At 41.8% G+C, this 23,232-nt stretch carries 27 protein-coding genes; 26 read left to right on the forward strand and 1 reads right to left on the reverse strand.

The features are described 5' to 3' along the window. Positions 1 to 83 precede the first annotated feature (83 nt). The 7 genes from HNQ82_RS01190 (at position 84) to HNQ82_RS01220 (ending at position 7,880) form a co-directional block, all read left to right on the forward strand. Positions 84 to 611, forward strand: coding sequence for a hemerythrin domain-containing protein (locus HNQ82_RS01190; RefSeq protein ID WP_183246461.1), 528 nt, complete (start codon positions 84 to 86; stop codon positions 609 to 611). Positions 612 to 754: 143 nt separating this feature from the next. Beyond that, complete coding sequence (locus tag HNQ82_RS01195) at positions 755 to 4,438, forward strand: nitrate reductase subunit alpha (protein WP_183246463.1); 3,684 nt, start codon at positions 755 to 757, stop codon at positions 4,436 to 4,438. Then, the gene (gene narH / locus HNQ82_RS01200; RefSeq protein ID WP_183246465.1) at positions 4,428 to 5,903 is read left to right on the forward strand and encodes a nitrate reductase subunit beta; all 1,476 of its coding nucleotides are present in this window, start codon (positions 4,428 to 4,430) and stop codon (positions 5,901 to 5,903) included. Before HNQ82_RS01195 ends, narH begins: the two co-directional genes overlap by 11 nt. A gap of 15 nt (positions 5,904 to 5,918) precedes the next feature. Continuing rightward, positions 5,919 to 6,470, forward strand: coding sequence for a nitrate reductase molybdenum cofactor assembly chaperone (gene narJ, locus HNQ82_RS01205; protein ID WP_183246467.1), 552 nt, complete (start codon positions 5,919 to 5,921; stop codon positions 6,468 to 6,470). After that, positions 6,471 to 7,154, forward strand: coding sequence for a respiratory nitrate reductase subunit gamma (gene narI / locus HNQ82_RS01210; RefSeq protein WP_183246469.1), 684 nt, complete (start codon positions 6,471 to 6,473; stop codon positions 7,152 to 7,154). Between the two features lie 94 nt (positions 7,155 to 7,248). Beyond that, positions 7,249 to 7,488, forward strand: coding sequence for a YqkC family protein (locus tag HNQ82_RS01215; protein WP_041638171.1), 240 nt, complete (start codon positions 7,249 to 7,251; stop codon positions 7,486 to 7,488). 191 nt (positions 7,489 to 7,679) lie between these two features. Next, positions 7,680 to 7,880: a DUF3886 domain-containing protein gene (locus HNQ82_RS01220; RefSeq protein ID WP_183246471.1), complete on the forward strand. Its 201-nt coding sequence runs from the start codon at positions 7,680 to 7,682 to the stop codon at positions 7,878 to 7,880. 18 nt (positions 7,881 to 7,898) lie between these two features. Here the strand turns inward: HNQ82_RS01220 and HNQ82_RS01225 are convergent, their stop codons facing one another. Beyond that, positions 7,899 to 8,813, reverse strand: coding sequence for an aldo/keto reductase (locus HNQ82_RS01225; protein ID WP_183246473.1), 915 nt, complete (start codon positions 8,811 to 8,813; stop codon positions 7,899 to 7,901). Between the two features lie 98 nt (positions 8,814 to 8,911). On the opposite strand from HNQ82_RS01225, the gene HNQ82_RS01230 reads away from it, so the two are divergent. The 19 genes from HNQ82_RS01230 to HNQ82_RS01320 all read left to right on the forward strand — a co-directional run bounded on the left by HNQ82_RS01230 (position 8,912) and on the right by HNQ82_RS01320 (position 23,170). Beyond that, positions 8,912 to 9,451: an NUDIX hydrolase gene (locus tag HNQ82_RS01230; RefSeq protein WP_183246474.1), complete on the forward strand. Its 540-nt coding sequence runs from the start codon at positions 8,912 to 8,914 to the stop codon at positions 9,449 to 9,451. Positions 9,452 to 9,535: 84 nt separating this feature from the next. Then, positions 9,536 to 10,180 carry a stage II sporulation protein M gene (gene spoIIM / locus HNQ82_RS01235; RefSeq protein ID WP_183246476.1) on the forward strand — a complete coding sequence of 215 codons (645 nt, stop codon included), beginning with the start codon at positions 9,536 to 9,538 and terminating at the stop codon, positions 10,178 to 10,180. Between the two features lie 104 nt (positions 10,181 to 10,284). Continuing rightward, positions 10,285 to 10,737, forward strand: coding sequence for a ferric iron uptake transcriptional regulator (gene fur / locus HNQ82_RS01240; protein ID WP_183246478.1), 453 nt, complete (start codon positions 10,285 to 10,287; stop codon positions 10,735 to 10,737). Between the two features lie 96 nt (positions 10,738 to 10,833). Continuing rightward, positions 10,834 to 11,046 (forward strand): YqzK family protein, encoded by a 213-nt coding sequence (locus HNQ82_RS01245; RefSeq protein ID WP_032099968.1) that lies wholly within the window; start codon positions 10,834 to 10,836, stop codon positions 11,044 to 11,046. Between the two features lie 7 nt (positions 11,047 to 11,053). Next, a complete protein-coding gene (gene xerD, locus HNQ82_RS01250) occupies positions 11,054 to 11,950 on the forward strand; it encodes a site-specific tyrosine recombinase XerD (RefSeq protein WP_032100496.1) in 897 nt (298 codons plus the stop codon). A gap of 156 nt (positions 11,951 to 12,106) precedes the next feature. Then, positions 12,107 to 13,288, forward strand: coding sequence for a phosphopentomutase (deoB, locus tag HNQ82_RS01255; protein WP_183246480.1), 1,182 nt, complete (start codon positions 12,107 to 12,109; stop codon positions 13,286 to 13,288). A 13-nt stretch (positions 13,289 to 13,301) separates the two neighbouring features. Next, positions 13,302 to 14,126: a purine-nucleoside phosphorylase gene (locus tag HNQ82_RS01260; protein WP_183246482.1), complete on the forward strand. Its 825-nt coding sequence runs from the start codon at positions 13,302 to 13,304 to the stop codon at positions 14,124 to 14,126. 18 nt (positions 14,127 to 14,144) lie between these two features. Continuing rightward, a complete protein-coding gene (locus HNQ82_RS01265; RefSeq protein WP_183246484.1) occupies positions 14,145 to 15,446 on the forward strand; it encodes a pyrimidine-nucleoside phosphorylase in 1,302 nt (433 codons plus the stop codon). A gap of 89 nt (positions 15,447 to 15,535) precedes the next feature. After that, a complete protein-coding gene (locus HNQ82_RS01270; protein ID WP_183246486.1) occupies positions 15,536 to 16,693 on the forward strand; it encodes a D-alanyl-D-alanine carboxypeptidase family protein in 1,158 nt (385 codons plus the stop codon). Positions 16,694 to 16,793: 100 nt separating this feature from the next. After that, positions 16,794 to 17,144: an anti-sigma F factor antagonist gene (spoIIAA, locus tag HNQ82_RS01275; protein ID WP_183246488.1), complete on the forward strand. Its 351-nt coding sequence runs from the start codon at positions 16,794 to 16,796 to the stop codon at positions 17,142 to 17,144. After that, complete coding sequence (gene spoIIAB / locus HNQ82_RS01280) at positions 17,145 to 17,585, forward strand: anti-sigma F factor (protein WP_032099963.1); 441 nt, start codon at positions 17,145 to 17,147, stop codon at positions 17,583 to 17,585. A gap of 13 nt (positions 17,586 to 17,598) precedes the next feature. Further along, entirely contained in the window at positions 17,599 to 18,336 is a 738-nt protein-coding gene (gene sigF, locus HNQ82_RS01285) for an RNA polymerase sporulation sigma factor SigF (protein WP_004889712.1), read from the forward strand. A gap of 81 nt (positions 18,337 to 18,417) precedes the next feature. Next, positions 18,418 to 19,038 (forward strand): stage V sporulation protein AA, encoded by a 621-nt coding sequence (locus HNQ82_RS01290; protein ID WP_183246490.1) that lies wholly within the window; start codon positions 18,418 to 18,420, stop codon positions 19,036 to 19,038. Then, on the forward strand, positions 19,028 to 19,447 hold the full coding sequence (locus HNQ82_RS01295; RefSeq protein ID WP_055440716.1) for a stage V sporulation protein AB: 420 nt from the start codon (positions 19,028 to 19,030) through the stop codon (positions 19,445 to 19,447). The genes HNQ82_RS01290 and HNQ82_RS01295 overlap by 11 nt, the downstream gene beginning before the upstream one ends. 11 nt (positions 19,448 to 19,458) lie before the next feature. Further along, positions 19,459 to 19,803, forward strand: a complete 345-nt coding sequence (locus tag HNQ82_RS01300) for a SpoVA/SpoVAEb family sporulation membrane protein (protein ID WP_183246492.1) — start codon at positions 19,459 to 19,461, stop codon at positions 19,801 to 19,803. 11 nt (positions 19,804 to 19,814) lie between these two features. Beyond that, entirely contained in the window at positions 19,815 to 20,822 is a 1,008-nt protein-coding gene (gene spoVAD, locus HNQ82_RS01305; protein WP_183246494.1) for a stage V sporulation protein AD, read from the forward strand. A gap of 2 nt (positions 20,823 to 20,824) precedes the next feature. Further along, a complete protein-coding gene (locus tag HNQ82_RS01310; protein ID WP_183246496.1) occupies positions 20,825 to 21,145 on the forward strand; it encodes a SpoVA/SpoVAEb family sporulation membrane protein in 321 nt (106 codons plus the stop codon). Next, positions 21,142 to 21,744: a stage V sporulation protein SpoVABEA gene (gene spoVAEA / locus HNQ82_RS01315; RefSeq protein WP_183246498.1), complete on the forward strand. Its 603-nt coding sequence runs from the start codon at positions 21,142 to 21,144 to the stop codon at positions 21,742 to 21,744. The genes HNQ82_RS01310 and spoVAEA overlap by 4 nt, the downstream gene beginning before the upstream one ends. Further along, the gene (locus HNQ82_RS01320; protein ID WP_183246500.1) at positions 21,701 to 23,170 is read left to right on the forward strand and encodes a spore germination protein; all 1,470 of its coding nucleotides are present in this window, start codon (positions 21,701 to 21,703) and stop codon (positions 23,168 to 23,170) included. The genes spoVAEA and HNQ82_RS01320 overlap by 44 nt, the downstream gene beginning before the upstream one ends. The last annotated feature ends 62 nt before the right edge of the window (positions 23,171 to 23,232 follow it).

Raw genomic sequence — 23,232 nt, forward strand, 5'->3', positions numbered from 1 at the left:
AGATGTGTGACGTGCATCACACGAAAAATCGTTTTCCTTTTATACAATAAACATGCAAGCACATAAAGAAAAGAGGGATGACGATGGAGTTTTCACCTTGCAGTCTCATTGGAAATGAACCAGTTTCATTATGTCCACCATTACAACGACTAAAAGAAGAACACGGCCCATTAAATGAAGAAAAGTATGCCCTTTTTGTTGCTGCAAAAAACATTTACGATGGCAAAGAGCAAGATGTTGTTCAAGCGCTTATTCGTTTGCGCGAACATGTGCAGCAATTTTTACAACATTTAGATCCGCATTCACGACGAGAAGAGGAAGTATTATTTCCAATGATGGAACGCTATATTGGCAAACAGTTCGGTCCGATTGCGGTCATGGAATACGAGCATCATGAAGCAAAACAAAATATCGCAACATTTTTACAAAAAACAGAAACAATTCGTGCGGAAGAAGCAAAACCATTAGCTTCTTATGTAATGAACGCTTATATGATTTTAACCGATCATTTTGCGAAAGAAGAACAAGTGCTTTTTCCGATGGCTGAGAAGTTGTTATCTCTCGAAGAAAAAGAACAATTAGCAAAAAGAATAAATGAAATCGCAGGCTAATCCATTGTGGGTTAGTCTTTTTTTATATAATATTTCGACATATTTGTGACAATTGAAAAACATGTGAGGTACCTCACATTTATTTATCACGTCCCGTTTTATAGTGAAGATAGAAGGATTTCATACGAAGAGGAGTGAGCGATATGAAAAAGAAATCACCGTTGTTCAAGCGATGGAACTATGTGAAACCGATTGAACGTCAAGCGGATGGACATAGTGAAGTTACACATCAAGATCGTGATTGGGAGCAAATATATCGCAGAAGATGGCAACATGACAAAGTGGTGCGCTCAACGCACGGTGTAAATTGTACAGGTTCGTGTAGTTGGAATATTTACGTGAAAGATGGCATCGTGACATGGGAAGGACAAAAGCTTGACTACCCAACGACCGGACCTGATATGCCAGATTTTGAGCCTAGAGGCTGTCCACGGGGAGCGAGCTTTTCGTGGTACATTTATAGCCCGCTTCGTGTCAAATACCCATACGTTCGCGGTGTGTTGTTAAATATGTGGCGTGAAGCATTGCAGCAACATAAAAATCCGATTGATGCTTGGAAAAGCATCGTTGAAAACCCGGAGAAAGCAAAGCGTTATAAGCAGGCGCGTGGAAAAGGTGGATTTGTTCGTGCGGAGTGGGATGAAGTATTAAAACTTGTTGCTACTTCTTTACTTTACACAGTAATCAAGTATGGACCGGATCGCAATGTCGGTTTCTCTCCAATTCCAGCGATGTCGATGGTAAGTCATGCGGCTGGCGCACGCTTTATGTCATTGATGGGTGGACCGATTTTAAGCTTTTATGATTGGTACGCTGACTTGCCACCAGCTTCACCACAAATTTGGGGAGATCAAACGGACGTTCCAGAAAGTAGCGACTGGTATAACGCTGGTTACATTATGACATGGGGATCAAACGTTCCAATGACGCGTACTCCAGACGCTCACTTTTTAGCAGAAGTTCGATACAAAGGAACAAAAGTCGTCTCGATTAGTCCAGACTTTGCTGAATCGACGAAGCTAGCGGATGAATGGTTGAGCGTTAAACAAGGGACAGACGGCGCCTTAGCGATGGCGATGGGGCATGTTATTTTAAAAGAGTTTTATGTAGATAGGCAAGTACAATACTTTACAAACTATGCGAAAACATACACAGATTTTCCATTTTTAGTTACGTTGAAAAAGAAAGAAGATGGGCAATTTGTTGCTGATCGTTTCCTACACGCGTCTGATATTGGACGGAACACGACAAATGGGGAATGGAAACCAGCGCTTTGGAATGAACGAACAAATGATTTTGCGATTCCGAATGGAACAATTGGTTCACGCTGGGAAAACAAAGGAAAATGGAACTTAAACATGGTAGACGAAGAAACAGAGGAAGCGATCGAGCCGCGACTGACGATGTTAGGCATAGAAGACGAGGTTGTAACTATACAAATTCCGTATTTTTCTCATGATGGAAACAAAATTTTAAAACGTGCTGTGCCTGTAAAACGCGTACAAACGGAGCATGAAGAATTATACGTCACGACCGTATATGATTTAGTGCTTGCTAACTATGGGGTTGATCGTGGGATCGGTGGTGAAGTAGCGAAAACATACGATGACCTTATTCCGTTTACGCCAGCATGGCAAGAAAACATCACAGGTGTGAAGCGCGATCTCGTTATTCAAATTGCGCGTGAGTTTGCGCAAAATGCAATCGATACAAAAGGTCGCTCAATGATTATCGTTGGCGCAGGGATTAACCATTGGTTTAACTCAGATACGATTTATCGTGCCGTCTTAAACCTCGTTTTATTCGTTGGTGCACAAGGAGTAAACGGGGGTGGTTGGGCGCATTACGTTGGTCAAGAAAAGTTGCGTCCGGTAGAAGGTTGGCAAACGATTGCGATGGCACGAGATTGGCAGGCTCCACCAAAACTGCAAAACGGCACATCATTTTATTATTTTGCAACGGATCAATGGCGGTATGAGGATACGCCGGTTGGGCAACTCGTCTCACCGCTTGTTAAAAAGGCGCGTTACCAGCATTATGCCGATTATAACGTCCTTGCGGCGCGTTTAGGTTGGCTCCCTTCATATCCAACGTTTGAGCGAAACGGAATTGATTTGTATAACGAAGCTTTGGCATCAGGAGCGGAAACAATTGAAGACATTGGCACATACGTAGCAAACCAATTAAAAGAGAAGAAGTTGCGTTTTGCGATTGAAGACCCGGACAACGAGAAAAACTTCCCGCGTAACTTAATCGTTTGGCGTGCCAACTTAATTTCAAGCTCCGGAAAAGGGCACGAATACTTTTTAAAACATTTGCTTGGTACGTCGCACGGATTAATGAACGATGACAAAGATAGCCTCCGTCCGCAAGAAATTACATGGCGTGAAGAAGCGCCAGAAGGAAAATTAGATTTGCTCATTAATCTCGATTTTCGGATGGCTGGAACAGCTTTATATTCTGATGTTGTATTACCTGCAGCAACATGGTATGAGAAACATGATTTAAGTAGCACAGATATGCATCCGTTTATTCATCCGTTTAATCCAGCGATTGCTGTACCTTGGGAAGCGCGATCAGATTGGGAAATTTTTAAATCGCTTGCGAAAGCAGTGTCACAAGTAGCGGAAGAAGTAGGAATGGCACCGATGAAAGAAGTTGTAGCGACACCGATTCTTCACGATACGCCACAAGAGTTAGCACAACCGTTTGGAAAAATTAAAGACTGGAGTAAAGGAGAATGTGAACCAATTCCAGGAAAAACGATGCCACAAATTCACGTCGTTGAACGTGACTATACAAAAATATTTGAAAAAATGACAGCGCTCGGTCCAAACGTTGTGAAAGCGCCTTTCGGTGTAAAAGGGATGACGTGGTCAGTAGAAGAAGAATATGGAAAATTAAAACGTGTGCTCGGGACCGTTCGTGGTTCTTCGGTTGCGAACGGTTGCCCGGATATAAGCGATGCGAAAAAAGTAGCTGAAGCGATTTTAACACTTTCATCAACAACAAATGGGCATGTGGCTGTGAAGGCATGGGAATCGCTTGAAAAGAAAACAAATTTACAACTAAAAGATTTAGCAGAAGAACGGGAAGAAGAATGTTTCACATTTGAACAAATTACAGCGCAACCAAAAACAGTCATTACATCGCCGGCATTTAGCGGATCAGAAAAAGGCGGACGTCGTTACTCGCCATTTACGACAAATGTTGAGCGGCTCATTCCTTGGCGGACGTTAACAGGGCGTCAATCATTTTATATTGATCATGAGTTAATGCAAGAATTTGGTGAAACAATGGCAACGTTTAAGCCAATTTTGCAGCATAAACCGTTTCGCAAAAATCGACCAGATATCGAAGGAAAAGAGATTACGCTCAATTACTTAACACCGCACAATAAATGGTCTGTCCATAGCATGTATTTCGATTCACAACCGATTTTGACGCTATTCCGAGGCGGTCCAACTATTTGGTTAAGCAAAGAAGATGCAGAAGAAGCAGGAATTCAAGATAACGATTGGATTGAATGTTTCAACCGAAACGGCGTTGTTGTTGCGCGTGCAGTCGTTTCTCATCGTCTTCCAAGAGGAATTGCATTTATGCATCATGCGCAAGATCGTCACATTAACGTGCCCGGGTCGAAGTTAACGAACAACCGAGGTGGTACGCACAACAGCCCGACGCGCATTCACGTCAAACCGACGCATATGATCGGTGGTTATGCGCAGTTAAGCTATGGATTTAACTATTACGGACCGACAGGAAACCAACGCGACTTGAACGTCATTATTCGCAAGTTGAAGGAGGTTGATTGGCTTGAAGATTAAAGCGCAAATCGGCATGGTGATGAATTTGGACAAATGTATTGGGTGCCATACGTGTAGCGTTACATGCAAAAACACCTGGACGAATCGTCCAGGTGCCGAGTATATGTATTTTAACAACGTAGAAACGAAACCTGGCATCGGTTATCCGAAAAAATGGGAAGACCAAGAGAAATATAAAGGCGGTTGGGAGTTGAAAAACGGAGAGATTCAACTAAAGTCCGGCTCGAAAGTAAACCGATTGCTCAACCTATTTTACAATCCGAACTTACCAACGATTGATGACTATTATGAGCCATGGACTTACGATTATGAAACGTTAACAAATAGCCCTGAAAAGAAACATCAGCCAGTCGCTCGACCAAAATCTGCATTAACCGGAGAGTTTATGGAGTTAAAATGGGGGCCAAACTGGGAAGATGATTTAGCTGGTGCGCATGTCACAGCGTTAGAAGATCCAAATGTCGTGAAAATGGAGCAATCGATTCAAGCAGAATTTGAGCAAGTGTTTATGATGTATTTACCGCGTATTTGTGAGCATTGTGTGAATCCTCCTTGCGTATCAAGCTGTCCATCTGGGGCAATGTATAAGCGAGAAGAGGATGGCATTGTTCTTGTTGACCAAAATGCTTGTCGTGCTTGGCGGTATTGTGTATCAAGCTGTCCGTACAAAAAAGTATATTTTAACTGGCAAACAAGTAAAGCAGAAAAATGTACATTATGCTTCCCACGATTAGAAGCAGGATTACCAACGATTTGTTCTGAAACGTGCGTAGGAAGAGTGCGTTACCTCGGCGTTATGTTATATGACGCAGATCGCGTAAAAGAAGTGGCGAGCGTCGCGAATGAAAAAGATTTATATGAAGCACAGTTATCAATTTTCTTAGATCCGCATGATCCAGAAGTGATTGCGAAAGCAAAAGAAGAAGGCATTCCACAAGCGTGGATTGAAGCGGCACAACAATCACCTATTTATAAAATGATCGTTGATTGGAAAATTGCTTTGCCGCTACATCCGGAGTATCGGACATTGCCGATGGTATGGTACATTCCGCCATTAAGCCCAATTACAAATATGATTGAAGGAAAGGGAAGTCGAGCAAGTGAATATGACATTTTCCCAGCGATTGATGATATGCGCATTCCAATTGAGTATTTAGCTCATTTATTAACGGCTGGGGATCAAGGGCATATTCGTACCGTACTGAAAAAAATGGCAGCGATGCGTTTATATATGCGCGCGCTTCAAACGAACAAACAACCAAATGAACAAATGGTTCAGTCACTAGGACTAACCGAAGAAGACATTGAAGAAATGTATCGCTTATTGGCAATTGCAAAATACAATGATCGTTTCGTCATTCCAGCATCGCACCGCGAACAAGTTGCTGAGTTATACGCAGAACAAGGTACATGCGGATTATCGTTTATGGGTGGACCGGGATCATGCGGCACCATTTCGTCATAAAGGGAGAGGATTCAAATGGATTATGTTCACGTACAAACGGTGTTTGAAATCGTTTCGTATTTGTTATCGTACCCAGATCGACAATGGCGCGAACAACTAGATGATTGTGCAACGTTTAGTCAACAAATTCCGCATCGTCCGATTGTTCAAAACATCCAAAAATTTATTGATTATGTGAAACAAACGGGTGAAACGTCATGGATTGAAACATATGTGTATATGTTTGACTTTGGAAAAAAAACAAATTTATATGTCACATATATGAGCACGGGTGAGCAAAGAGAACGTGGAATTGAACTATTGCAATTAAAGCAATTATACAAATCAGCAGGTTTTGACATAACGGAGCGAGAATTGCCGGACTACTTACCGCTTATGCTTGAATTTGCATCACAAGCAGAGCGTGTGTATGTTCAACCGCTCATGCAAAAATATCTCAATCATCTTTCTTACCTTCGTGAACAGCTCATTGCAGCTGAAAGTTATTACGCCATTTTATTCGATGTGTTGCTCATGGCACTTGAAGAGATCGGGGTGCGTAAACTTGCAGAAGGGAGCGTGTCGTAATTGCTCGAACAATTTCTTTGGGGATACTTCCCTTACATCGTTTTAACGATTTTTATTGGCGGACATATTTATCGCTATCAGCACGATCAGTTTGGGTGGACGACAAAATCGAGCGAGTTTCTTGAAAAAAAATCGTTGCGGCTCGGAAGCACGTTATTTCACTGGGGGATCATCATCGTTTTTATCGGTCATGTGATGGGCATTCTTATTCCGAAATCGGTCTACGATGCGGTTGGTATTTCTGAGCACACGTATCATACGATGGCGATCGCGTTCGGGCTTCCAGCAGGGATTGTTTCTATTGTTGGTTTAGCGATTCTTATTCAACGTCGTTTAACAGTGAAGCGCATTCGTTTGATAACTAGTAAAGCAGATTGGTTCGTTTTAATTTTATTAGCGATTGTCATGTTGACCGGTTTTGCTTCTACATCGTTGAACGTGAATGCTGACGGATTTGACTATCGAACAACGATCAGCCCTTGGTTTCGCACCGTTTTAACGTTTCGTGCAGATCCAACATACATGGAAAGCGTACCGATTTGGTTTAAAATTCATATCATCTCAGCTTTATGTATTTTCATCGTCTGGCCGTTTACACGGTTAGTTCACATATTCAGCATGCCGTTTCGTTATTTGGGTCGCAGCTACGTTGTGTATCGTCGTCGCGTGCCAAAGCAACAATGAAAAGAGGTCTCTTTTTCGAGATCTCTTTTCTTATTTTACGATATTGAGTTAAAATGATGGTGTATATGTAAATGACATAGAAAGAGTGATAGTTGTGAATGATCAAGTAAACCGTCTTCGAAAAATAGCAAAAGAAAAAACGTGGGTGTCGTTTTTGTACAATAACCATCCGTATAGCTTGCTTCATTGGTCTGTTGCAGGATTTTCAAATGATGAACGCGACGTTTGGTTACTGCAAGATGAAATGACATTTGAAACACAATCGTTCGTTCAGTTAGATGAAGCGCTTGCCTGGATTGAACAACATATGCCGCATATTACAGATATTTTGTAAGGAGGCGAGATGCCCCCTTTCTATTGCGGAGAGTTTTGACGCTTTGTCGGATGAATCGCTTTTTCTAATTCCTCTTTAGCAATCACAGGACGAACGGTATCAGCTGTCGTTTTTCCTTTTTGGCTTTTATTTTTTGTCATGACAGTTCACTCCTTTACGTTTGTTCTTTATTAGTTTGGAGAAAGAAAGGGATGTTTATGCTAAAAGATCGATTAAATGAGCAACTGATCGAACAGTTAAAGCAAAAACAAAAGCAGCTGCAAGAAAAAGAACAAAAACGAAAAGAAGAAGAGGAAGAGAAACGAAAAGAAGAAGCTCGCAAGCGCGAAAAAAACAAAACGTTTGCGGAGTGGTTAGAAGAAAGTGATTTAGATTGGCGAAAATTTAAATAACCGAGGTTCGAACCTCGGTTATCGATGAGCAGTAAAAATCGTTTGTTTTGTTAGTTGTTTTAATATAGCTATTTGTTCATCGCTTAACGTCACCGATTGGGCAGCGACGTTTTCGATGAGCTGTGTTAATCGGCTTGCACCTGGAATGACTGTTGCAACCGCATCATGAGCTAAACAAAAGCGAAGGGCAATCGCCGTTAGCGTTTCATTTGGTGCAACGGCTTTTAGTTTTGGAATGAGTGTAACTAATTCAGCGAACGAATAATCGACATAGCCGTTTTGTTTCGTTTCATCGCTTGCTCGTTCAATGGGACGTTCAGTTAATAATCCTTTCGCAAGCGGTCCGCGCGCAATGACGCTAATGCGATGTTGCTTTAAAAGCGGAAACCATTCTTCAGCGCGGCGATCGAGCAAACTATACGGCATCATTACAGAAACGATGCGCGAGCGTTTGACGTATTCACGAATGACATTTGGACGCATAGAGGAGATACCGTAATAACGAATAACGCCTTCTTGTTGCAACTCTTCAAACGCTTCAATTGCCTCATCGATCGGATCATCGATTGTTCCGCCGTGTAATTGATATACATCAATATAATCGGTTTGTAACCGTCGCAAGCTATGTTTCACAGCCTCTTTGATGTATGCTTTTGACGGATCCCACGTCCAACCGTCTCCTTGTTCTGTCCAACGATTCCCTACTTTCGTTGCAACGATGACATCGTGGCGCTTGCCTTTTAATGCTTTACCAACGATTTCTTCATTCAAGCCACGATCATATAAATCGGCTGTATCGAAGTAGTTCACTCCTTTGTCTATTGCTTCATGAATGATGCGAATCGCATCACTTTCCGATGTACCGAGCGACATGCAACCAAACCCAATTTCACTTACGTATAAGTTTGAATGTCCGAGCTTTCGTTTTTTCATGTGACCACCTCTTTTTCCCCATTATATCGAATAAATTTCCCATTTGTCTTTAAGTATGTAGTACAATCAATATGAAACGATAAAATGGTGGTGAAACAATGGATCATTTATATGAAAAAACGATCAGTAAGCAACGCATTTTTTCAGGAAAAGTGATTGACGTATATGTTGAAGATGTGTTGTTGCCGAACGGAGAAATGAGCAAGCGAGAAGTTGTAAAACATCCTGGAGCAGTTGCGGTACTTGCGATCACAGAGGAAAATAAAATCGTGCTTGTTCGTCAATATCGGAAAGCGTTGGAGCGAGTGCTTGTTGAAATTCCAGCAGGAAAACTAGAAAAAGGGGAAGAACCGCTTGAAACAGCGAAACGTGAACTCGAGGAAGAAACGGGATACGTATGCAGGGACATGGAGCCGCTTCACTCTTTTTACACTTCCCCAGGATTTGCGGATGAATTAGTACATATATTTCTTGCGAAAGGACTAATGAAAAAAAGCGCAAAGCAAATGCTCGATGATGACGAGTTTGTGGATGTGCTCGAAGTCACGTTAGAAGAAGCGCTTAACATGGTCAAAGAAAAGCAAATTTACGATGCAAAAACGATTTACGCACTTTTATATTGGCAATTGTATGCGTAAAAGCGGTCTGTGTGACCGCTTTTTGTCATATTGCGCTCCTTTTCCCATACAATGTAGTAACAGAATGTGTAGGGGGATGGGGCGATGAGAAAGCGGTCATGGATGACAGCATGGGGACAACACGTGCAAGAGAATTATACGACATATGTGTTTACCGTCGTTCTTTTTGTGATGGGCATTATTTTTGGTGCGATTGTCGTCAATAGCTTAAGTTTTAGTCAAAAAGAAGATTTATATTATTATTTAACGAATTTTTTTGGACAAGTTTCTTCAGGAAATATTGCAAGTGCGCATGATGTGTGGAAAGAAAGTTTTTTACAAAATTTAAAATATATTGGGTTGATGTGGATTTTAGCGATGTCACTCGTTGGATTGCCACTTATTTTAATTTTATTGTTTTTAAAAGGACTTGTTGTCGGTTTTACGGTTGGATTTTTAGTCAATCAAATGGGGTGGAACGGATTTTTGCTAGCTTTCGTATCTGTCGTCCCACAAAACATTATTCTCGTTCCCATTTTTATTATGATGGCGGCTGTATCCATCTCGTTTTCATTAAAAATGATTCGGCATCAATTTGTGAAACGAACCCACGAACCGATTTTTCGAGCGATGCTTCGTTATACGTTTGTCATGTTGTCGTTTAGTATCGCTTTAGCGTTAGCATCTTCACTTGAAGCATACGTATCCCCATTACTTATGAAAGAAGTTGTTGAATTAATAGAAAAATAATTATTATTTAATAATCATTTTATTTATCAGTTTATAATCATTTTATTTTGACACGTTCCTTTCTTTTGTTATAATGAGAATGAGTAACGAGGGAGGGAATAACAATGGAAGGTCGCCTTGAACGAATTAAAAAACAATTGCATGCAGCAAGTTATAAATTAACGCCGCAACGGGAAGCAACAGTACGTGTGTTGCTTGAACATGAAGAAGATCATTTAAGCGCGGAAGATGTGTACCTCCTCGTGAAGGAAAAAGCACCTGAAATTGGGTTAGCTACAGTATATCGCACGTTGGAGTTATTAACGGAATTAAAAATTGTCGATAAAATTAACTTCGGGGATGGCGTTTCCCGCTACGATCTTCGCAAAGAAGGTGCGGCGCATTTTCATCATCATTTAGTGTGTATTGAATGTGGAGCGGTCGATGAAATTCAAGAAGATTTATTAGAAGATGTTGAAGCGATTGTAGAACGGGATTGGAATTTTAAAATTAAAGACCACCGTTTAACATTTCACGGCATTTGCCATCGTTGTCAAGATAAGCATGAGGAGCAGTAAAACCTTTTCGTCTATGAAAAGGTTTTTTCATTTGTGTATAAAATGCGGTCAAACGGGCATATCCTCTTACTATATGACAGTTGACGGAGGTGTGCCATGAGAAGAATGTTGGACGTGTTAAAAGTGTTTCTACTGTTTACGGGATGTACGATTTTATTTTATTATAGTATTGTATGGATGAGTGAGGAATATAACTATTATCGTCGCTACGATGAGCCGATGGGATCAGCTGTAAAAGTATCGACGACGGAGCAACAAGAAGCATATTGGCTCGATCGACTATTGTTTTTCTATCAAAACGGGGAGTAGAGTGCGTGTGGAAGATCAAGTAAAAGATTTTATTCATTATTTAATTGTGGAACGAAACTTAGCTCATAACACGATCGTATCGTATGAACGTGATTTAAAAAAATATGTTCAATATTTACAAAAAGTCGAACAAATATGTCGTTGGAACGATGTCACCCGTTTTCATATTATGCAATTTTTAAAGTTTTTAAAAGAAAAAGGAAATTCTCCGAAAACGATTGCGCGCCATTTGGCGTCAGTTCGGTCGTTTCATCAATTTTTATTGCGTGAAAAAGCCGTTGATCAAGATCCGACTGTTCATATTGAAACACCGCAACTACCAAGGACGTTGCCAAACGTGTTGTCGATGGCGGAAGTCGAGGCCTTACTCGAGGCGCCGAAGCAAAACACACCGTTTAGCATTCGGGATAAGGCGATGTTAGAATTGTTATATGCGACTGGTATTCGGGTGAGCGAGCTCATTCAATTAAACGTATCTGACGTTCATTTGACGATGGGATTCATTCGTTGTTACGGAAAGGGACGGAAAGAACGGATCGTGCCGATTGGAAAAATGGCGACTGACGCGTTAAAACGGTATATAGAGCAAGGTCGACCAGAGCTGTTACGAAGAAAAAAAGGAGCGACAGACGCCCTGTTTTTAAACCATCACGGTGAACGGTTAACAAGACAAGGATGCTGGAAAATTTTAAAACGGCTCGCTCAAGAAGCGAACATTCAAAAACAATTAACTCCTCATACGTTGCGCCATTCATTTGCGACGCATTTATTAGAAAACGGAGCAGATTTACGGGCCGTGCAAGAAATGCTCGGACATGCTGATATTTCGACGACGCAAATTTATACGCACGTAACGAAAACGAGATTAAAAGATGTGTACAAGCAGTTTCACCCGCGAGCATAACTGTGACGATGATTTGTCACAGTTTTTTTATTGCACATCATTATGAAAACGTTTTATAATATAGTTGTCAGACTTCTGACAAATAGGGACAATGCGTGATTTTGTTTTGTAGTGGGTATGCTATGAAGCGAATGAAGCGATTGAGGAGGTAAAAAGGTGAAGCCTACATATAAACGTGTATTTTTAATTGTGATGGACTCTGTTGGAATTGGCGAAGCGCCAGATGCTGAAAAATATAATGATAAAGGTGCGGATACACTTGGACATATTGCTGAACATCGCGGGGGCTTGCATATGCCGAATATGGCGAAGCTAGGTTTAAGTAATATTCGTGAAATTAAAGGTGTTCCAAAAGCGGAAAAACCACTTGCATATTTCACGAAAATGCAAGAAGCGTCGGCTGGAAAAGATACGATGACAGGACATTGGGAGTTGATGGGACTTCGCATTGATACGCCGTTTCAAGTATTTCCTGACGGATTTCCAAAAGAGCTGATTGATGAATTAGAAAAACGCACAGGAAGAAAAGTGATCGGAAATAAACCGGCAAGTGGAACAGCGATTATTGATGAACTTGGCCCAGAGCATATGGAAACAGGTGCACTTATTGTGTATACATCAGCCGATTCCGTTTTACAAATTGCTGCGCATGAAGAAGTCATTCCGTTAGAAGAACTATATCGCATTTGTAAAATTGCACGTGAACTAACGCTCGATGAAAAATATATGGTCGGTCGTGTCATTGCTCGTCCATTCATCGGCACACCGGGTAACTTCCAGCGAACAGCGAATCGTCATGACTATGCGTTAAAACCGTTTGGTCGTACGGTAATGAATGAATTACAAGATGCAGGTTACGACGTGATCGCCATCGGTAAAATTGCTGATATTTACGATAACGAAGGTGTGACACAAACGTTGCGCACAAAATCAAATATGGACGGAATGGACAAATTAGTCGATACGTTACAAATGGACTTTACAGGGCTCAGCTTTGTGAATCTTGTTGATTTCGATGCATTATACGGTCATCGTCGCGACCCAAAAGGATATGGTGATGCGTTAGAAGAGTTTGATGCCCGTTTACCAGAAGTGTTTGAACGTTTAAAAGAAGACGATTTATTAATTATTACGGCAGACCATGGAAATGACCCGGTTCATCATGGAACCGACCATACGCGCGAATATGTTCCCCTTCTCGTTTATAGTCCGAGCATGAACGGAGGAAAACAACTGCCGTTGCGTGAAACGTTTGCAGACGTTGGAGCAACAATTGCAGAAAACTTCCGTGTAAATATGCCGAAATACGGAACGAGCTTTTTACATGAGTTGAAATAAGGAGCGTGAAAGCATGAATCGAGCAGCAATTGAACAAGCGGCACAATTTTTAAAAGAAAAGTTTCCAACTTCACCGCAAATCGGCTTAATTCTTGGCTCTGGTTTAGGTGTGTTGGCAGATGAAATTGAACAAGCGATTAAAATTTCGTACAGTGATATTCCGAATTTTCCTGTATCGACGGTCGAAGGACATGCAGGTCAGCTCGTATACGGTCAATTAGAAGGAGCGACAGTTGTCGTTATGCAAGGTCGTTTCCATTATTATGAAGGATACAGTTTCGATAAAGTGACGTTTCCTGTACGCGTGATGAAAGCACTCGGTGTGGAACAGCTTATTGTCACAAATGCAGCAGGTGGTGTGAACGAATCGTTTGAACCGGGCGATTTAATGATTATTTCAGACCATATTAACAATATGGGCGGCAATCCGCTTATCGGTCCGAATGATGCTGCACTTGGTGTGCGTTTCCCAGACATGTCGGAAGCATATAGTAAACGACTTCGTCAACTCGCGAAAGATGTGGCGAATGAAATTGGATTGCGTGTGCGCGAAGGGGTATATGTCGCCAATACAGGTCCTGCATACGAAACGCCTGCAGAAATCCGCATGATTCGTGTCATGGGTGGTGATGCAGTCGGCATGTCTACCGTGCCTGAAGTCATTGTTGCACGCCATGCTGGAATGGAAGTGTTAGGTATTTCGTGCATTTCTAATATGGCTGCCGGCATTTTAGATCAGCCACTGACACACGATGAAGTGATCGAAACGACAGAAAAAGTAAAAGCGGACTTTTTACGATTTGTAAAAGCGATTGTACGCCATATGGCGAAAAAATAAGCGAGAAGGTGAACGGCGATGAGAATGGTCGATTTAATTGAGAAAAAACGGGACGGTCATGCGTTAACGAAAGAAGAAATTCAGTTTATGATTGAAGGTTATACAAAAGGCGACATTCCAGACTATCAAATGAGCGCATTAGCGATGGCGATTTTCTTTCGCGGTATGAACGAAGAAGAAACAGCAGAATTGACGATGGCGATGGTACATTCCGGGGATACGATCGACCTTTCACGAATCGAAGGAATTAAAGTCGATAAACATTCAACGGGTGGTGTAGGCGATACTACAACGTTAGTGCTCGGACCTCTTGTTGCCTCCGTTGGTGTACCGGTTGCGAAAATGTCTGGGCGCGGACTCGGTCATACAGGGGGAACAATTGATAAATTAGAATCTGTCCCAGGATTTCACGTTGAAATTAGCAACGACGAATTTATCGAACTTGTCAATAAAAATAAAATTGCTGTTGTCGGTCAGTCTGGTAATTTAACGCCAGCCGATAAAAAATTGTATGCGCTTCGTGACGTGACGGCAACGGTGAACAGCATTCCGTTAATTGCTTCATCGATTATGAGCAAAAAAATTGCCGCAGGGGCAGATGCGATCGTACTTGACGTAAAAACAGGTGCAGGTGCATTTATGAAAGATTTAAACGACGCTAAAGCGTTAGCAAAAGCGATGGTTGATATCGGAAACCGCGTTGGACGTAAAACGATGGCAATTATTTCTGATATGAGTCAACCGCTTGGATATGCAATCGGAAATGCGCTTGAAGTGAAAGAAGCGATCGATACGTTAAAAGGTGAAGGTCCAGAAGACTTACAAGAGCTTTGCTTAGTGCTTGGAAGCCACATGGTATATTTAGCTGAAAAAGCATCTTCGCTCGAAGAAGCTCGCCATATGTTAGAGAAAGCAATGAAAGACGGTTCAGCACTTCAAACATTTAAAACGTTTTTAGCTGCGCAAGGTGGCGATGCGTCTGTTGTTGATGATCCGAGCAAATTGCCACAAGCGAAATATGTCATTGAACTTGAAGCAAAGGAAGATGGATACGTATCAGAAATTGTCGCGGATGCGGTCGGAACAGCAGCGATGTGGCTCGGTGCCGGACGTGCGACGAAAGAATCGACAATTGATTTAGCCGTCGGTTTAGTGCTTCGTAAAAAAGTTGGCGATGCGGTGAAAAAAGGGGAATCGCTTGTCACCATTTACAGCAACCGCGAACAAATTGATGATGTAAAACAAAAACTATATGAAAACATTCGTATTTCAGCGACACCAGTTCAAGCACCAACATTAATTTACGATAAAATTTCGTAACCTGAAGGATTCGCTCCTTCAGGTTTTTTATGTATATAAAAAATAAAAAATGGAAAAGATGGCAAGTATAAAGAAATGGAGGGTTGGAGATGAAGCGATTTTTTTATGTGCTTGCCATCGCGTTATTATTTATTCCGATCGTATCCGTGCATGCGGAACAACCGAAAGTTGAATTAGCGACTGAAGCGCGATCTGCTATTTTAATTGAACGCGATACAGGGGCTATTTTGTATGAAAAAAATGCCCATGAGCCGCTTCCACCTGCGAGCATGACAAAAATTATGACGATGCTCCTCGTTATGGAAGCAATTGATCAAGGAAAGTTGAAGTTAGATGAACGGGTACGTGCGAGTGAATATGCTGCATCGATGGGCGGTTCGCAAATTTTTCTTGAACCCGGAGAAGAAATGACGGTTGACGATTTACTAAAAGGTGTTGCGATCGGATCAGGCAATGACGCATCGGTTGCATTAGCAGAACGAATTGCAGGATCAGAGGAAGCGTTTGTTCATATGATGAACGAAAAAGCAAGGGAACTTGGTTTAAAGCATACTGCATTCGAAAATACGACAGGTTTACCAGCGAAAAATCATTATAGTACAGCATATGATATGGCGATTATGGCAAAAGAGTTATTGAAATATGATTTAATTACAAAATACACAGGTACGTATGAAGATTATTTACGAGAGCATACAGATAAAAAATTTTGGCTCGTCAATACAAATCGACTTGTGAAATTTTATCCAGGTGTTGATGGTTTAAAAACGGGTTACACGAGCGAAGCAAAATATTGTTTAACAGCGACGGCGAAAAAAGGGAATATGCGCGTTATTGCTGTTGTGTTTGGAGCGCCGACGCCAAAGGCGCGAAATGCACAAATTACAAAAATGTTAGATTATGCATTTAGTCATTACGAAACGAAGCCGCTTTATAAAAAAGGCGAGACGATTGCGATGCTCCCTGTCAGCAAAGGAAAGAAAAAGGCAGTCGCCGCCGTGACATCTGAACCGATTTCTGTCCTATTGAAAAAAGGAGAAAAATCTGAATCAGTACAAACGAAATGGAAGTTAAATGAGAAAGTGAAAGCCCCTGTGAAAAAAGGGGAGGTGCTCGGCACGCTCGTTATAAAAAAAGATGGAGCGGTTATCGCTAAAAGTTCTTTAGTGGCGAAAGAGCCAGTAGAAGAAGCAAATATGTGGGAATTGTTTAAACGAATGTTTCGCTCCTTCTCACGCACATCTTGACGAAATGAGACGAATGACGACTAGTTTTGTCAATAAGAAGGATTGACGCATAAACAAATCGAATTCTTCCTTAACCTAAACGGATAAGGAGGAAACGATAGTGAGTTTATCGATTCAGTTGGAAGTGAAACAACACGTATTGCTTGTTCGATTAGCTGGCGAACTAGACCATCATACAGCCGAACAGTTGCGCGCAGCTATCACGGATGTATTAGAACGAGAGCGAATTCAAGCGATCGTTTTAAACTTGAATGAGTTAACGTTCATGGATAGCTCAGGGTTAGGTGTTATTTTAGGAAGATATAAACAAATACAACGTATGGGTGGAGAAATGATCGTCTGTTCCGTTTCTCCATCCATTAAACGCTTATTTGATATGTCAGGATTGTTTAAAATTATTCGTTTAGAAGTAAATGAACAATTTGCATTACAAACGTTGGGGGTGGCGTGAATGAGAAATGAAATGCATCTTCAATTTTCCGCCCTCAGCCAAAATGAATCATTTGCGCGTGTGACAGTTGCAGCGTTTGTTGCGCAACTCGATCCGACGCTCGATGAGTTGACCGAAATTAAAACCGTTGTATCTGAAGCAGTAACGAACGCGATTATTCATGGCTATGAAAATGATCCGAGCGGTGTCGTCTATATTTCTGTCATGATTGAAGGACATACCGTTCATTTAACGATTCGCGATCATGGAAAAGGAATTGAAAATGTTGAAGAAGCGCGGCAACCGTTATTTACGACGAAGCCAGAGCTCGAACGTTCCGGCATGGGATTTACGATCATGGAAAACTTTATGGATGAAGTGAACATTTATTCTAAAGTGAATGAAGGAACGACTGTGGAGTTGATTAAGCATTTAACGAAAAGTAAAGCGCTATGTAATTAAGGGAGACGTGCCTATGGATGTCGAGGTACAAGCTGTCAAAGACCATGAAATCAAAGAGTTGATTCGGAGGAGTCAGCAAGGCGATCAGCAGGCGCGCGATGAGATTATCGAAAAAAATATGCGGCTTGTCTGGTCGGTTGTGCAGCGGTTTTTAAACCGCGGATACGAGCCTGAAGATTTGTTTCAAATCGGTTGTATCGGTTTAATGAAGTCGGTCGATAAGTTTGATTTATCTTACGATGTCAAGTTTTCAACATATGCGGTACCGATGATTCTTGGGGAAATTCAACGATTCATTCGTGATGATGGGTCTGTCAAAGTGAGTCGTTCATTAAAAGAAATTGGCAATAAAATTAGAAAAGCAAAGGACGAATTATCGAAACAAAACGGTCGCGTTCCAACGGTGAATGAAATCGCACAGTTTTTACAAATTTCACCCGAGGATGTTGTACTAGCCCAAGAAGCGGTCCGTTCACCGACGTCTATTCATGAAACGGTATATGAAAACGATGGCGATCCGATTACGCTGCTCGATCAAATTGCAGATGAGCAAGACGTTTGGTTTGACAAAATTGCGTTAAAAAAGGCGATGGAAGAGTTAGATGAACGGGAACGGCTCATCGTTTACTTGCGCTATTATAAAGACCAAACCCAATCAGAAGTGGCAGCTAGATTAGGCATCTCTCAAGTGCAAGTGTCTCGTTTAGAGAAAAAAATATTGCAACAAATGAAAGCTCGAATGGATGAATAAGTCCGTTCGGGCTTTTCTTATGCATATAGGGAACGTTCATATGTCATACTACGAATACAATGATGGAAGCAAGGTGTCAGTATGAAAGAAACGATTTTTTTGAAAATGCGTCATCGTGTCCAAGTACAACCGAACGCAACGATTCGGGTAGGAGATGTAGCACAAGTCGTCGCAAACAAACGAATCGACGATATTGTACAAACTCCCATTTATACAGTACAAAAGAAAGATCGTAACATTGTTATTATTGATGTGATGCATGTGATGAAAGTATTAATGGCCGTTGCACCTCATGATGACATTCAGTCGCTCGGACCGTCGCAAACGATCGTTGAAGTTGTTTATGAAAAAAAACGATGGGGGTATTTGTACGTCCCGATCGTTTGGCTTCTTTTGTTTGTCGGATCGGGGCTTGCGATTATGAACTTTCATGAAGATGTAAGCATGCAACAAGTGCAACAACGGTTATATCGGGTCATTACAGGAAAGGACGTAGAAAAACCATTGTGGTTTCAAATTCCGTATTCACTTGGGCTTGGTATTGGTATGATTTTATTTTTTAATCATTTCTTTAAAAAACGAATTAATGAAGAGCCGAGCCCACTTGAAGTTGAAATGTTTCAATATCAACAGTCACTCGATCAATACGTCATTATGCATGAAAATAAAGAGGCGATGAGGCGAATGGACGATGATTCGTGAATTCGTTGTGGCATTTGTCGGATTGGCGGGAGGATTAGCTGTCGGCTCTGGCTTTGTCGCATTTTTAACTGTGCTTGGCGTTATCCCGCGCTTAACACAATTAACTAAAACGATGAAATGGATTGCGACGTACGAATGGGGCGTTGTACTTGGGGCGGTCGTAAGCAGCTGGATGAGCTTGCGCGATCCTCTTTTTTCTTTTCCTCCTATTTTGGCAGGCGCTATTGGGCTGTTTAGCGGTGTATTTGTCGGCATGCTTGCAGCTGCATTAACGGAAGTATTAAATGTTTTCCCGATTTTAGCTAAACGGCTCGGCATTGACGAGCAAATTGTCGTTTTACTCATGGCCATGGTATTTGGTAAAGTAGCAGGCTCGCTTTTTCATTGGATATATTTCGTGAATCGATAAGGGGGAAGCAGATGGGAAAAGCATTTTTGTTCGGAGGATTCATTGCAGTCGTTGGACAGGCGCTTCATGATATGTACAGTATGTGGTTTCAGATGAATGAAGAGGAGGCGATTCGTTGGATGAATGGGACGCTCATCGTATGTGCTGCGATATTTACACCGAATCGATTGTATCGCCGATTGACGCAATTTGCAGGAGCGGGAATGATCGTGCCGATGATGAGTTTAGCAAACATATGGAGTGCTAGTGCCCTTGAACATCGCAATGAAGGAGCAACAGAGCATATGCTTTCTGTTGGAGGGAGCATCATTGTCACGTTAATTGTAGCATCATATGTTGCAGCATTGTTTTTATGAGGGGGACTGAGATGAAAAGAGTAGGGGCACAAACGATTGTGTTTGATAAAAACATTTATATTGAATCAGTTGGCACTGTCGTGGGACCAAAGGAGCGCCAAGGTCCGCTCGGTCCATCGTTTGATCGCGCATACGACGATTTATATTGTGGTGAACAAAGTTGGGAGCTAGCTGAACGCCGCCTTATGAAAGAAGCGATTACAGTTTGTTTAGCGAAAGGAAATGTACAAACGCAAAATGTTGATTTATTTATCGCAGGGGATTTACTTAATCAAACGGTCACTGCAAATTACGTGGCAAGTGAATTAGACCTTCCCTTTTTAGGCGTATTTAGCGCTTGTTCAACGATTACGGAGGCGATGCTTGTAGCTAGCACGTTTATTGACGGTGCATTTGCCCATCGTGTATTAGTTGCCACAAGCAGTCACTACGGTGCAGCTGAGCGGCAGTTTCGTTTCCCAACGACAATCGGTGTTCAAAAAGGGGAAAGTGCATCGTGGACTGTGACAGGGGGAGCGGCAGCACTATTAAGTACGACACGTTCCCCTTTTCGCATTCGCGCCGCAACGATCGGACGAGTCATTGATAACGGGGTGACCGATCCACTCGATATGGGACGAGCCATGGCACCGGCAGCGTTTGCAACAATTAAACAACATTTGACGGACTGTGGACTTTCGCTTGAAGCGTATGATGTTATTGTCACAGGAGATTTAGGAAAAGTCGGGAGTAGTGAATTGAAGTCGCTATGCTATCATACGGGCATGAACTTAAGTGAGCGATATGATGATTGTGGTGTGCTCATTTACGACGCGGAACAACAAGCATTTGCAGGCGGGAGTGGATGTGCATGTTGTGCCGTTGTGGCGTATAGTTATTTTCTTGAGAAAATGAGGGAGAAAAAAATAAAGACGATGCTCGTTGTGGCGACAGGAGCATTATTTAATAGTACGATGGTGAAACAAAATCAAAGCATTCCAGCGATCGCTCATGCGATTGCAATTGAAGCGGTGACGTAAAGATGGAAACGTACGTATACGCATTTATTGTTGGCGGTATGTTATCACTTATTGGACAATTATTGCTTATAAAATGGTCGTTTATTCGCATGATGACAATACTTTTGTTCATCGGCATGACGATCGAGGCAATTAGTTTATACGATCCTATGCAGTCATTTGCGCATGCTGGGATCGAGATGACGCTTGTCCATGTTGGCGCTTCTTGTATACAAGCGGTAAAAACGGGGGACTTTACAAATGTCATCTTTTTCATTTCATTTCCGATTTTCGTCGCGCGGATGACCGCTATCGTTTGTAGACCGAGAGGAAGGATCGAATGAAAAAAAGAAAAGTCATTTTAGTGACAGATGGTGATCAACATGTACAACGTGCGCTTGAGAAGCTGGCAAAGCAGTTTGGTGCTCGTTGCATTAGCCAATCGCAAGGCAATCCATCGCGGTTAACAGGGAAACAGCTTGTTGACCTTATTTTACAGACGCCATATGACCCTGTTTTTGTCATGTTTGATGATAGTGGCATTATTGGTGAAGGATCTGGTGAACAAGCGCTTCGTTATGTTGCGACACATGAACAAATTGATGTGCTCGGAGCGGTTGCTGTTGCGTCTGACACGAACAATCAAGAATGGACAAAAGTCGATATTTGTGTCGATTATGATGGGAATTTGACGGCATACGGTGTCGATAAAGAAGGCATTCCAGAATGGGAGTTTGGCCGAATTAATGGAGATACGGTATATTGTTTAGATCAATTATCGATTCCGATCATCGTCGGAATTGGCGATATCGGAAAGATGAGACGTCGGGATGACATTCGTAGCGGTTGTCGCATTACTCGCAAAGCGATTGAATATATTCTCGAAAGGAGCAAACATGATGAAAATAGAAAGTTACACACCGATTTCTCCGAAGTTGAATGAAAACGAACAGTTTTTCAAAGACGCAATCGGGGTCGGAACGAGCTTCGATTTAGGTGTGCGCAAGCTACACATTTTAAAAACAGATGTCCACTTATATTATTGTAACGGACTTTGTGATACGCAATATATTATTGAGTTGCTTGAAATGCTCATTCAAATAAACGATCGTGAGCGTCAGCCGACTAAGTTACTTGAAATTATCGAAAATCGTCTCGTTCACCAACAAGTAAATCCTGTAAAAAGTTTAGATGAAGCGGTTGACTTTTTGTTAACCGGTCTCATTTTATTGTTTATTGATGGAGAGACGAAAGCGTTTGCTGTCGATGTGCGCAGTTATCCAGGTCGCTCGCCTGAAGAACCGGATACAGAAAAAGTGGTGCGCGGGGCGCGCGATGGGTATGTTGAAAATATTGTCGTTAATACGGCCCTTACGCGTCGACGCATTCGCGATGAACGGCTTCGCTTTGAAATGATGCAAGTCGGTGAGCGGTCAAAAACGGACATTTGTATCGCATACATTCAAGATGTGGCCGATCCGGGATTGGTTGAACTTATTAAGAAGGAATTGAACGAAATTCAAATTGATGGGTTAACGATGGCAGATAAAACGATTGAAGAATTTTTAGTGAAACAAGGATACAATCCGTATCCGCTCGTTCGTTATACAGAGAGACCTGACGTCGCTGCTACGCATTTATTAGAAGGGCATGTCATTATTATGGTTGATACGTCGCCAAGCGTCATTATTACACCAACGACGTATTTCCATCACGTTCAACATGCAGAAGAATATCGGCAATCGCCAGCTGTGGGGACGTTTGTGCGTTGGGTAAGATTTTTAGGTATTTTTGCTTCGCTTTTTTTACTTCCTCTTTGGTTTTTATTTGTTCTTGACCCATCGTTATTACCTGAGAAATTAGCATATATTGGTCCAAATGAAAAAACAAACATCCCGATTTTTGTGCAACTTCTCATTGCTGATATTGGTATTGAGTTTTTACGTATGGCTGCAATCCATACTCCAACACCTCTCTCCACAGCGATGGGCTTAATTGCAGCAGCGTTAATTGGACAAATTGCGATTGATGTTGGGCTGTTTGTACCGGAGGTGATTTTATACGTATCTGTCGCAGCGATCGGTTCTTTTGCGACACCGAGCTATGAATTAAGCATTGCAAATAAAATTTTTCGCCTTTTATTTTTAGTTGTTATTGCTTTGTTCGGTGTTCCTGGGTTTATGATTGGCGTTACGGTGTTTTTACTTTTCCTTGCAAACATTCGCTCGTTAAATACTCCATATTTATGGCCGTTTATCCCATTTGATCCGGGGGCATTTATGCAAATTATTGTGCGACGATCTGTGGCTGGTTCATCGATTCGACCGAGCATTGTGCATCCACAAAATAAGCAAAAGCAGCCAACATAAAAAGGTTGAAACGTACCAAAATTTATGGTACGTTTTCTTTAATTATTTCGGAATCATCAGGG

The organism is Anoxybacillus tengchongensis (genome assembly GCF_014201585.1).
Classification (GTDB): Bacteria; Bacillota; Bacilli; order Bacillales; family Anoxybacillaceae; genus Anoxybacillus; species Anoxybacillus tengchongensis.

What these genes read in the sequence shown, in the direction of transcription:
- HNQ82_RS01265 (WP_183246484.1), top strand. Translation starts at nt 14,145, where the DNA reads ATGAGAATGGTCGATTTAATTGAGAAAAAACGGGACGGTCATGCGTTA.
- HNQ82_RS01230 (WP_183246474.1), top strand. Translation starts at nt 8,912, where the DNA reads ATGGATCATTTATATGAAAAAACGATCAGTAAGCAACGCATTTTTTCA.
- HNQ82_RS01245 (WP_032099968.1), top strand. Translation starts at nt 10,834, where the DNA reads ATGAGAAGAATGTTGGACGTGTTAAAAGTGTTTCTACTGTTTACGGGA.
- HNQ82_RS01225 (WP_183246473.1), bottom strand. Translation starts at nt 8,813, where the DNA reads ATGAAAAAACGAAAGCTCGGACATTCAAACTTATACGTAAGTGAAATT.
- spoVAEA (WP_183246498.1), top strand. Translation starts at nt 21,142, where the DNA reads ATGAAAAAAAGAAAAGTCATTTTAGTGACAGATGGTGATCAACATGTA.
- spoIIM (WP_183246476.1), top strand. Translation starts at nt 9,536, where the DNA reads ATGAGAAAGCGGTCATGGATGACAGCATGGGGACAACACGTGCAAGAG.
- HNQ82_RS01195 (WP_183246463.1), top strand. Translation starts at nt 755, where the DNA reads ATGAAAAAGAAATCACCGTTGTTCAAGCGATGGAACTATGTGAAACCG.
- spoIIAB (WP_032099963.1), top strand. Translation starts at nt 17,145, where the DNA reads ATGAGAAATGAAATGCATCTTCAATTTTCCGCCCTCAGCCAAAATGAA.
- HNQ82_RS01290 (WP_183246490.1), top strand. Translation starts at nt 18,418, where the DNA reads ATGAAAGAAACGATTTTTTTGAAAATGCGTCATCGTGTCCAAGTACAA.
- HNQ82_RS01270 (WP_183246486.1), top strand. Translation starts at nt 15,536, where the DNA reads ATGAAGCGATTTTTTTATGTGCTTGCCATCGCGTTATTATTTATTCCG.
- fur (WP_183246478.1), top strand. Translation starts at nt 10,285, where the DNA reads ATGGAAGGTCGCCTTGAACGAATTAAAAAACAATTGCATGCAGCAAGT.
- HNQ82_RS01320 (WP_183246500.1), top strand. Translation starts at nt 21,701, where the DNA reads ATGAAAATAGAAAGTTACACACCGATTTCTCCGAAGTTGAATGAAAAC.
- HNQ82_RS01260 (WP_183246482.1), top strand. Translation starts at nt 13,302, where the DNA reads ATGAATCGAGCAGCAATTGAACAAGCGGCACAATTTTTAAAAGAAAAG.
- sigF (WP_004889712.1), top strand. Translation starts at nt 17,599, where the DNA reads ATGGATGTCGAGGTACAAGCTGTCAAAGACCATGAAATCAAAGAGTTG.
- HNQ82_RS01295 (WP_055440716.1), top strand. Translation starts at nt 19,028, where the DNA reads ATGATTCGTGAATTCGTTGTGGCATTTGTCGGATTGGCGGGAGGATTA.
- narJ (WP_183246467.1), top strand. Translation starts at nt 5,919, where the DNA reads ATGGATTATGTTCACGTACAAACGGTGTTTGAAATCGTTTCGTATTTG.
- HNQ82_RS01300 (WP_183246492.1), top strand. Translation starts at nt 19,459, where the DNA reads ATGGGAAAAGCATTTTTGTTCGGAGGATTCATTGCAGTCGTTGGACAG.
- HNQ82_RS01310 (WP_183246496.1), top strand. Translation starts at nt 20,825, where the DNA reads ATGGAAACGTACGTATACGCATTTATTGTTGGCGGTATGTTATCACTT.
- spoVAD (WP_183246494.1), top strand. Translation starts at nt 19,815, where the DNA reads ATGAAAAGAGTAGGGGCACAAACGATTGTGTTTGATAAAAACATTTAT.
- HNQ82_RS01190 (WP_183246461.1), top strand. Translation starts at nt 84, where the DNA reads ATGGAGTTTTCACCTTGCAGTCTCATTGGAAATGAACCAGTTTCATTA.
- HNQ82_RS01220 (WP_183246471.1), top strand. Translation starts at nt 7,680, where the DNA reads ATGTTTATGCTAAAAGATCGATTAAATGAGCAACTGATCGAACAGTTA.